6 protein-coding genes are annotated in these 9,546 nt (G+C 66.1%); 1 reads left to right on the top strand and 5 read right to left on the bottom strand.

All coding sequences use genetic code 11. The annotated features are described in order from the left end of the window. Positions 1 to 1,157 precede the first annotated feature (1,157 nt). Positions 1,158 to 2,513, top strand: coding sequence for a PPE domain-containing protein (locus B1790_RS23775; protein WP_158083875.1), 1,356 nt, complete (start codon positions 1,158 to 1,160; stop codon positions 2,511 to 2,513). An 890-nt stretch (positions 2,514 to 3,403) separates the two neighbouring features. Here B1790_RS23775 and B1790_RS23770 read toward each other — a convergent pair. From B1790_RS23770 to B1790_RS23750, 5 genes are all read right to left on the bottom strand, one after another. Beyond that, positions 3,404 to 3,808 carry an Lsr2 family protein gene (locus B1790_RS23770; RefSeq protein WP_233165290.1) on the bottom strand — a complete coding sequence of 135 codons (405 nt, stop codon included), beginning with the start codon at positions 3,806 to 3,808 and terminating at the stop codon, positions 3,404 to 3,406. Between the two features lie 641 nt (positions 3,809 to 4,449). Further along, entirely contained in the window at positions 4,450 to 5,217 is a 768-nt protein-coding gene (ripB, locus tag B1790_RS23765) for an NlpC/P60 family peptidoglycan endopeptidase RipB (protein ID WP_079925751.1), read from the bottom strand. A 250-nt stretch (positions 5,218 to 5,467) separates the two neighbouring features. Beyond that, positions 5,468 to 6,385 carry a sterol desaturase family protein gene (locus B1790_RS23760; RefSeq protein ID WP_079925743.1) on the bottom strand — a complete coding sequence of 306 codons (918 nt, stop codon included), beginning with the start codon at positions 6,383 to 6,385 and terminating at the stop codon, positions 5,468 to 5,470. Between the two features lie 47 nt (positions 6,386 to 6,432). Then, positions 6,433 to 7,176 (bottom strand): helix-turn-helix transcriptional regulator, encoded by a 744-nt coding sequence (locus tag B1790_RS23755; RefSeq protein ID WP_079925742.1) that lies wholly within the window; start codon positions 7,174 to 7,176, stop codon positions 6,433 to 6,435. 21 nt (positions 7,177 to 7,197) lie between these two features. Further along, positions 7,198 to 9,543: a cation-translocating P-type ATPase gene (locus tag B1790_RS23750; RefSeq protein WP_079925741.1), complete on the bottom strand. Its 2,346-nt coding sequence runs from the start codon at positions 9,541 to 9,543 to the stop codon at positions 7,198 to 7,200. Positions 9,544 to 9,546: the final 3 nt, after the last annotated feature.

Here is a 9,546-nt window from a genome sequence, read left to right as displayed (position 1 = left end):
CCGCCTCGTCGCGACGAACGGCTCAGCCCACCCCGATAGATTAGCGCGGTAACCGCGAGGCCGAGCCCCACTGTGACCCGAATGTTCCGTCCGCCAACATGAATAGCTAGACCGAGGGGGACAGGGGAACGAGGACTGACGCTCTTCGAGGTACACGTAGGCGGCGGCTCGACCACAGAACCGCGGGGGCCCGGGACGGGGGAGCAGCCGACGATGCGCCAGTCGAGACCAAGGTTGGTCCTAGACACCAGCCGGTGGCGCGGCTTCCCAGTGCCGGTGTGTGCCACGCCCCTCTTCGAGCAGGCAGCACAGTGGTGATCGGCAATCCGCCGGCGAGGCGTCGCTCTGTTCGGTTTTGGGTCCAACGGGTGCCCGTCAAACAGCTCATCGGAGCCGCGGCGCGGTCGTCGTACAGGGGGAGCGCTTCGCGGGGCTCTTGCAACCTGCCTGCATGACCAGGAAGTCGAGACAACGCCGACCGCAACCTCCGAGCGCAGCAATGCATCCCCGCGGTATGTCCGGCTGTCGGTCGACGCGAAAGGCCGGCGCGCAGTGCCGAAGGCGACATGGCGCGGCTTGGCTTACAGCCGCCGACGCTGTATTCCGGCTGGCTCCGGCGAACGTGGCCGCGGTCGACGGGGCCTTACCTCGGATCAACCGCGTCGACCCCGAAGTGACAGATCGTCCAGCGTCTCCAAAATGTCACAGTGACGATTTGCGGTTGACTCCAGGCCCGGTCGGCGAAGCCGACGATGCGGGGCAGTTCGACTCTGTCAGACCCTCGCGGCTGGACAAGAAGCTTGGCGCATAGCTGTAGGAGCAGTCAATCGGCCAGCATGGAAGCATGACTCGCGTCGAGAAAAGCGATGGCGGTGCACCGCAGATTCGTGGTCTGTTCGGGGACACCCTCGGCGGAACGTTCGCTCGCTCGACCTACCCACGGGGTGAGCCCGCCGACAACAGCGAATGCTGTGTCACCCGCGCCCTTGGCGTCACCGCCGAATCGTCCGAGCGCCCGCACGCGAACAACCGCGCTACATCCGTCGGGCGGACGAACTTCTTGCTACTTCTGCCAGCGAGGGCTTGCAATGGGCGCCGCAACTCGCGGCGCAATCAGATACACGAGTTGCAGCACTAGCTAGGGAGACGTCGTGGGCTTGGACATCGAAGTTGACGAACTGGACACAGCCGGCGGCCAGATCGCGCGGGCAATCCCGTGGACCGGAGGACTGGGCGCTACGGTGGTCGACGCTGCAGCCGCGGACGAGGTGTCCACGGCGATCGCAGCGACATTGTCCGCACACTTGCAGATCATCGGCACACACAGCGCTCACGCAGCCCAGATCGCCGCGAACTCGGCGGCGGTTCTGCAATCCAATGCAGCGACCTACCGGGAGCAAGAAAACCTCAACGCAGCGGCGCTACAACGCGATGGCGGCGACCCAGGCCAGGCGACACCGACCCCAGCCGCGGCAGACCCAGACGGCTCACCCGTGACAGCCCCTACGCCGATCCCGGCGGGAATCAGTCCCGTCGACGGCAAAGCGATTGCGGCGCTAATCCACACCGGACCTGGACCGGGGCCGCTGTTGAGCGCGGCAGAAGAGGCGCGCGCACACGCCGAACAGCTACGCACAATCGCCACGGACCTCCGCGCAGCCATCGCGCGGCTCACGTCCTCCTGGCAGTCCCTGGCCGGTGAAGCCGCCAGGGACAGGCTCACCGCCCTCGCGGGTTGGTACGACAGCCATGCTGACCACGCAATCGCCGCGTCGTCGCAGTGCACGCACCAGGCAGAGACCTTGGGTAGGACCCGTGCGCAGGTTCCACCACCGGAGAAGTTCACAGAAATCGAACGACGCCTGCAGGCGGCCAGCGCGGCCAACGCCTCAACCGGGGGCGCCTACGCTCGGGTGGTTACCCAATTGCAGACCGAGTTGGCGACCACGCACAGCCAGGCCCGGGTGGCCTACGCGAGGTACCGTGAACACGGCGCCGCACTCAGTGCCGATCCACCGCAAGCACCGCCAAGCACAGTTCGAGCCTTGGACAACCCACTCGCCCCACCGGGCCCCGCAGTCCCGCATCCGCCGGCGCCGAGCGTGCCTGACGGAACACAAACGGGCGGGCTGGCCCCGGGAGCCTCGTCGGACCCCGCGTCGATGTTGTTGCCGCCGCCCGCCTCAGCGGCACCACCGGTTCCCGACTCCACCCGCCGATGGGTTAGCGAGATGACCGCCGCACTGGCCTCGCGCCCCGCAGACGACCCCATTGCCGTCGAAGCTCGCCGAATGGCGTACCTAGCCCTTCACCAGCCTAAAACGTGCGACGGCTGGGAATGGACGTCGACGACCGGGGGGCTTGCCGTTTCAACACTGGGCACCGTGGTGACTGCCGCCGGCACGCCAGCCGGTCCTGCAGACTGGGCACTGCTGGGCGCCTCGCTGGCCGGAACTGGGCTCGCCGCGGAGAACTTGCTGAAATGCATCTATCAAGCGGCTGCAGCAGGATGAGAGCACGCCCGTCGTTTCGAGTGCTGACGAACAAGCAAGCAGAGCACGTCGGAAATAATGGAACGTGCGAGTCGCACCTCTCAGTCCGCCAACATCATCGGTGGCCTGGCAGGACCTTTTCGCGCGCCCGTCTTAAGCGACTTGGAGTCGGCGCGCTGCTTCCGGCCGCCCTAGAGGGATTGCGGGGGCACGGACGTCGTCCTCGTCGGTTCACCCGCCTATGACACGGGGCGATAGCGCGCATCTCGAAGTACCTTGAGCTATGCCCAACGTATCGGCATCGGTGATCACCGCTTATCCCGCACAAGTCCTCTGGGATTAAATCATTCATCCGGACAACATCTCGAATGTCTTGCCTGGCATCGTGTCCGTCGATGCCGGCAAGGACCCTCCCTACGCGCCCGGTGATAGCTGGCGCGGTGTGAGCCGGGCTTTCGGCCTTACCCACAGATGAACGGGTGTCTTCGTTTACGTAGACACGCCCAAGATGATGGACCTCAAGTTCACGGAATCTCGAATTCCATCCACGACCGCAAACACTTTGGAAAAGGTGGTGGGCGGCACCCGCTACACCTGTCGCATCAGCGGCCTGCCGGCGCGTGGCGGACCCATCGGTCGAGTATTTTAACGCAATTGTGCGACAGAACTTTCACCGGTAACGTATTTTCAGCCACCGTAGTGTCGAAGTCAGCTGTGCAACAACATTGTTCAGTGTCGGTCCCGTTGCCTGCCCGACTGAGGCCCAATCCTCAATCAACGTACCGCCACAAGCTTGCCCAGCATCTGCCGCGGCCACTCTTTCGATACGGCGCGACAAAGCACCTGCAGAAGCTGTCCGCGCTCAAGACCTGACAGCAAGAGAACTGCGGCGGAGCCGACGCTCTCGATGGTTAGTGTGCGGCGTCGTACGCCTTGATCACCGTCGCAGCAATCCTGCCTCGGGGAGAAACGTTGTGGCCATTGGCCATTGCCCACTCGCGGATCGCACGTGTCCGCTCCGGACCGGGCGTCTTCACTGCCGCGGCGGTCTTGCGTGATGTGGGTCGTGGCCGCGCCTTCAGCTTGGCCGTTTGCGCAGGGATAGGCCGGCTGTCTTTTCGTGCATCTCGAGCCTCGCGCGTCGCGGCTTTCTTGGCCGCCTTGATGTACCGGGCGATGTCTTTGTCGAATTGGGCGCCGTTGTCAGCAGTCAAGATAAGCGAGTAGCTGTCCCCGCGGTATGAAAACTCAACGGTGTCCACGGATCCTGCGTCTACTGGCACGCCGTCGATGTCGTCGACGTACTCAACGGTCACTATTTTGCCCACGCAAGTTCCTCCAGCTCAACGAGTGTGTCGTTCCGTGCACCCTATCGCGTCGGGAACGCTAGGAGCGGGCCAGCTACCCGTCATCCCCCGTCAACGCAACCGGTCGGTACGTCCCACCGGCTTGTCCTTAGTCAGCTCGTCGGTTCCCAGATTCAAGACGGCTTCGGCTGGCCCGGCGGTCAGTGTGGCGATGGCCTTCAAGTCCTGTTCAACGGATCGCGCGGTCGGCGAGGAAGTCGGTAGACCACTCGGGAAGGATGGGCACCACGCGCTTTGGCGAGCTCGATCGGGGCTCGGAGACTGTGCGGCTCGCTTGTGGATATCAACGGTTATCTATCTAGCCGAGCAAGTCGCGGCTATGGGTATTCAAGGGTGCGCGCATCAGTAGGTTTCATGGATAACAGTCGTTATCCATGTGAGTGCTGCAGATTAACCCCATCGCGGGGCCTTCGAGCGGGCAACTCCAGACGCGCCACGCTAGTGGCGTGACCGCGACGTAGCGACTGGTGCGTGATCAGCTCGTCGTCAGGGCAGTCAACAGCGGCGTCGCCGCGGTGTAGGACACGCCTCTCGGCGCAGCAGTCCCACGCGGTCTTACCGCGCCTGCACGGCCAGGTTTCATCCGGATGCTAGCTCTCGATGATGCGGGTGACGTATGGGGTCATTCCGCCGGTACGCACCGACGAGACTTTCACCGGTACGCCGGTTTGTTGCGCTTCGAGCATCTGGCCGTTGCCCAGGTAGAGGGCTTCGTGCTGCCCTCCGGAGGGACCCCAGAACAGGAGGTCGCCCCGCTTGGCTTGCGACGGGGGGATTTTTCGGCCAGCGTCGTATTGAGCGCCGGAGTAGCGGGGAAGCAGAATGCCGACACCGGCGAAGGCGTAGCGGGTCAGGCCCGAGCAGTCGAATCCGACAGTTCCTGCGCCGGAGTCGATTCCGCGGCTCGGCCCGTTGAGGCTGCCTCCGCCCCATGAGTAGGGAACCCCGCGCTGGGATCCGGCTCGGCGAATCACGTATTCGATGGCTTGTGCGCCGTAGACCCGGTTGCCGCTCAGGCTGGCCCCCGGGTTGCTCGGCGGGCTCGTCAGCCCCAGGCTGCTCAGGAATTTGCGTCCCATGTCCATGGTGGTTTTTGCCGCGTTGGCGCTGGCTTGTAAGGAGGCGTTGGCTATCGCCAGTGGGTCACCCGGGGCCCCCGCACTGAGAACGCTTGGCAGCAACGGATCCCATGGGCTGACGGGTTCGGCGTAAGCGGGCGTGGCGAGAAAGATCGTTGACACGGTGCACCCGATGAGGAAGAGACGCGTCAAGCCAGAGCGACGGCGCCTTGCGCTGTCCGCCTTCGGCGATGCGCCGAAACGTCGACCACGATTGGTGGTCCGAAACTCGGAGGGCATCGAGTTCAGTTCTCCTTCGCAGGTGGCCATGCCCCTGGGGGACATGAGCGCCGCCGACTCGTGCGCCGGGTTGCGGTTCTACGTACCGACTCAGTACGTAGCAGCAGCGGATATCATGAAACGTACATCACATCAGCCCCACTGTTAACACTAGTAACAGAACAACAGCCGTGTAATTCGTTGGGCGGCTGTGGATGTCCGGCGTTGACCTTCCCATCAGGTTTCTCTCAACCGCTCATCAGGGCCCGCATCATCGAGTCCTGATGACCGCTGGGCTGGCTTCCGAGGTGGATGTGCATCCGCCGGCGGTGGTGAACGGGTACGTGATCTGTTGCAGGTAGCCGGCGGGGAAGTCTGGCTTGACGGCGATGCCGAGTTGGGTGGAGTCGAAGCGGCGGGTGGGGTCGTAGGCATGGGTGTGCATGAGGTGGTCCCAGATCAGGGTGAAGAGTCCGAAGTTGACGTCGCCGACGCCGGCCCATTTGAGGTGGTGGAAGCGGTGGCCCTCGTTGAGTGCGAGCAGGTGCTTGGCGGGGCCGACGCGGTAGTCGGCGTTGGAGTGCTGCAGGAGCAGTTGGATGGCGACGGCGAGGGCGAGCACCGATGCGACGTCGACGGGAAGGCCGATCAGGATCAGCGGGGCTACTCCTGCGGTCATTTCGACGGTCTGGTGCAGCGGGTGTTTCATGAGGCCGTTGAGTCCGTACATGCGGGTGATGCTGTGGTGCACGGCGTGAAAGCGCCACAGCCTCCCGACGTGGTGGCTGGCGCGGTGGACCAGCGTGATGCCGAGGTCGGCGACGAGTATGGCGGCCATTACCTGGGCGATGAATGGCCAACTGGTGGGCCAGATCTCGGGGGTTGGAATGATGCCGGCCAGCAGGGGGATGGCGGTGACGCTGACCAGGATGAGTGCTTCGTTGACTGCGGCGTGGATGCGGTCGCGGGCACTGTCGGCGCGGTCGTGGTTCCAGCTGCGGTCGTAGGGGATGATCGCTTCGGCCAGGAATGACGTCGCGATGGCAACGGCCAGAACGACCAGGAGCCAGAACGTGGACGCGCCGGCAACGGTGAGGGCGATGGCGGCTCCGGTGAGGCCGAGCAGCATGAACGGGACGTAGCCGTAGCGGGTGATCGCGCGGACGGCGGTGCCGGTGAGGTGGTGCATCCCTGAATGGTCGGCGCCACCGGGGTGTTCGGGCTTGAACGTTTCGGCTAGACCCTGGTGTCGATGTCCCAACGTATGTGCCTGCTCAGCAGTGAGGGCGGTAATCCGAAGGTGTCGCGACACGTTCGACTGAGATGGGCGCTGTCGGCGAAGCCGGCGGCGTGGGCGGCGTCGGTCAGATCGTCGCCGGCTTGGACCCGGGTGATCGCGATGTGCAGTCGTCGCCACAATACGTAGCGGCGCAACGGGATTCCGACCTGTTCGGTGAAGAGGTGCGTCAGCCGGCTGGCCGAGATGCCGACCTGGGCGGCCACCTCGGTGCCGCGCACCGCGCCGGGGCCGGTGGCAGTCGTCAACAGGTCCAGCGTGGCGAGGACGGCGGGGTGTCGTTGTGGGACCGGCCCGGCGAGAACGGGTGTCAGTTGGCTGATCAGGTCGGCCACGACGGCGCCCAGAGTGGGCTCACGGGTGTGGCTGAGGACGGATCCGCTGGTCCATCCGTGGTGGACGCTGCGGTAATGGGCTGCGCGGCCAGCGGTGGAGTCGGGATCTAGGAACACCAGGGCGCCCCGTGCGGCACCGGTGTCGATCCGGTGCGCTGCGTCGGCGGGCACGATGACCGTGGTGCCGCGGTGGTGGGCGCCGTTGCCGTCCACGATGGTCATCGCGGTGGGTGCGGTCATGATCTGGACGGCGTGATGGGCGTGGGGGTCGGTGACGCCGATGGTTCCGGTGAACGCCAGCACGCCGGGACGCAGGAGCGCCGATCCCTGCCAGGGCGGCTCGGTCATGACAGCGTCAACGGCGAGCACCTACCGGGTGGTGGTTGTGGCTGGGGTACGCGGGGGCGTGGTACGCGTGGCGGGCGCCGGGGTTTGGTTGTTGGCGGTGGTGGCGAAGCGGCGCAGTCGCAGGCTGTTGCAGACCACGAAGACCGAACTGAACGCCATGGCGGCCCCGGCGATGAGCGGGTTGAGCAGTCCCAGCGCCGCGAGCGGTAGGGCGGCGACGTTGTAGGCGAACGCCCAGAAGAGGTTGCCTTTGATGGTCTTCAGCGTGGCTCGGGACAACCGGATCGCGTCCGCGGCGGCGCGCAGATCGCCGCGGACCAACGTCAGGTCCGACGCCTCGATGGCGACGTCGGTGCCGGTTCCCATGGCCAGACCCAGATCGGCCTGTACGAGTGCGGCCGCGTCGTTGACGCCGTCGCCGACCATCGCCACGATGTGCCCCCGGGCCTGCAGGTCCTTGACGACGTTGACCTTGTCGGCCGGCAGGACTTCGGCGATGACGTCGGCGGCGTCGATGCCGACTTGGGCGGCAACGGCGTGGGCGGCGCGCCGGTTGTCACCGGTGAGCAGGAAGGGGCGCAGACCGAGCTGGCGGAGCTGACTGATCGCGTCGGCCGAGCTGTCCTTGACGGTGTCCGCGACGACGATCACCGCGCGCGTCGCTCCGTCCCAGGCCACCCACACCGGGGTGTGGCCCAGTGCCTCGGCTGCCTCGGCGGCATCGAGCAGGACTGTGGGGGTGGTGAGCGACCAATCGTCGGTGAGCCAGCTGCGCCGCCCGACGAGCACGGCGTGCCCGTCGACGACACCGCTGACGCCATGGCCGTCGTGGGTGCTGAAACTCTCGACGGGGGGCAGCGGCGTGCCGTCGATGGGTGCGGCGGCCGCGGCGATCGCATGGCCGATGGGGTGCTGAGAGGCGTCTTCGAGTGCTCCGGCGAGGGTTAGGGCCTGTGCGGCGGTTTCTCCATCGGCGGGGTGAACGCCCATCAGGCTCATCCGCCCGGTGGTGACGGTGCCGGTCTTGTCGAGTACGACGGTGTCGACGCGGCGGGTGGATTCGAGGACTTGTGGTCCCTTGATGAGGATGCCGAGTTGGGCGCCGCGGCCGGTGCCGACGAGCAGGGCGGTCGGTGTCGCCAAGCCCAGCGCGCAGGGGCAGGCGATGATCAGGACGGCGACTGCGGCGGTGAATGCGGCGGTGGCCGGGTGGCCCGTGGCCAGCCACGTGGCCAGCGTCGCCACCGAGAGGGCCATGACGATGGGGACGAAGACGGCCGAGACCCGGTCGGCGAGTCGCTGGACAGAGGCCTTCCCGTTCTGGGCGTCCTCGACGAGTCTCGCCATTTGGGCGAGTTGGGTGTCGGCGCCGATGCGGGTGGCCTCCACGACGAGTCGACCGCCGGCGTTGACGGTGGCTCCGGTGACGTGGTCGCCGGGGCGGACTTCGACGGGCACCGGCTCGCCGGTGAGCATCGAGGCGTCGACCGCCGAGGCGCCCTCGGTGATGACCCCGTCGGTGGCGATCTTCTCGCCGGGTCGGACGATGAACAGGTCACCGACCGCGAGTTGTGCTGTGGGAATGCGGGTTTCGGTGCCGCCGCGCAACACGGCGACGTCCTTGGCGCCCATGTCGAGGAGAGCCTTCAGGGCGGCTCCGGACCGTGACTTGGCGCGTGCTTCGAAGTAGCGGCCGGCCAGGATGAAGACGGTGACGGCGGCGGCGACTTCGAGGTAGATGTGTTCGGCACCCGACGCTGCGTCGGGCAGGAGGGTGAATGACATGCGCATGCCGGGCATGCCGGCGTGTCCGAAGAACAGCGCCCACAGTGACCATAGGTAGGCGGCGCCGACGCCCAGGGATATCAGGGTGTCCATGGTGGCGGCGCCGTGACGGGCGTTGGCCCAGGCGGCGCGGTGGAACGGCAGTGCGCCCCACACCACGACGGGTGAGGCGAGCGTCAGGGCGAGCCACTGCCAGTTGGTGAACTGCAGGATCGGGATCATCGACAACGTGACGACCGGGATGGTCAGCACGAGCGAGACCAGCAGGCGGGTGCGCCATGCGGCGGTCTCGTCGGGTGCAGTCTGCACGGCGTCGGCGTCGGGTTCGTGGGATGTCGTGGTGGGTGCGGTTGCCGTGTAGCCGGTGGCCGCGACGGTGGCGATCAGATCGGCGGGCTCCACGGAGTCCGGGTAGCTGATCTTGGCCTTTTCGGTGGCGTAGTTGACGGTGGCGTTGACGCCGTCGAGTTTGTTGAGTTTCTTTTCGATCCGGGCCGCGCACGACGCGCAGGTCATGCCGCCGATCGACAGCTCGATACTGCGCGGATGAGACGGAGCCGCGATGTGCTCGGTGGTGCTCATGTC

The sequence above is a fragment of the Mycobacterium sp. AT1 genome (assembly GCF_002043095.1).
GTDB lineage: Bacteria > Actinomycetota > Actinomycetes > Mycobacteriales > Mycobacteriaceae > Mycobacterium.
The sequence above is the reverse complement of the archived record's forward strand: the minus strand, read 5'-3'. Positions and strand labels throughout refer to the sequence as shown.

Coding starts and splice junctions, on each gene's coding strand:
- ripB (WP_079925751.1), bottom strand. CDS start 5,217: ATGCCCTCCGAGTTTCGGACCACCAATCGTGGTCGACGTTTCGGCGCA.
- B1790_RS23760 (WP_079925743.1), bottom strand. CDS start 6,385: ATGCACCACCTCACCGGCACCGCCGTCCGCGCGATCACCCGCTACGGC.
- B1790_RS23755 (WP_079925742.1), bottom strand. CDS start 7,176: ATGACCGAGCCGCCCTGGCAGGGATCGGCGCTCCTGCGTCCCGGCGTG.
- B1790_RS23750 (WP_079925741.1), bottom strand. CDS start 9,543: ATGAGCACCACCGAGCACATCGCGGCTCCGTCTCATCCGCGCAGTATC.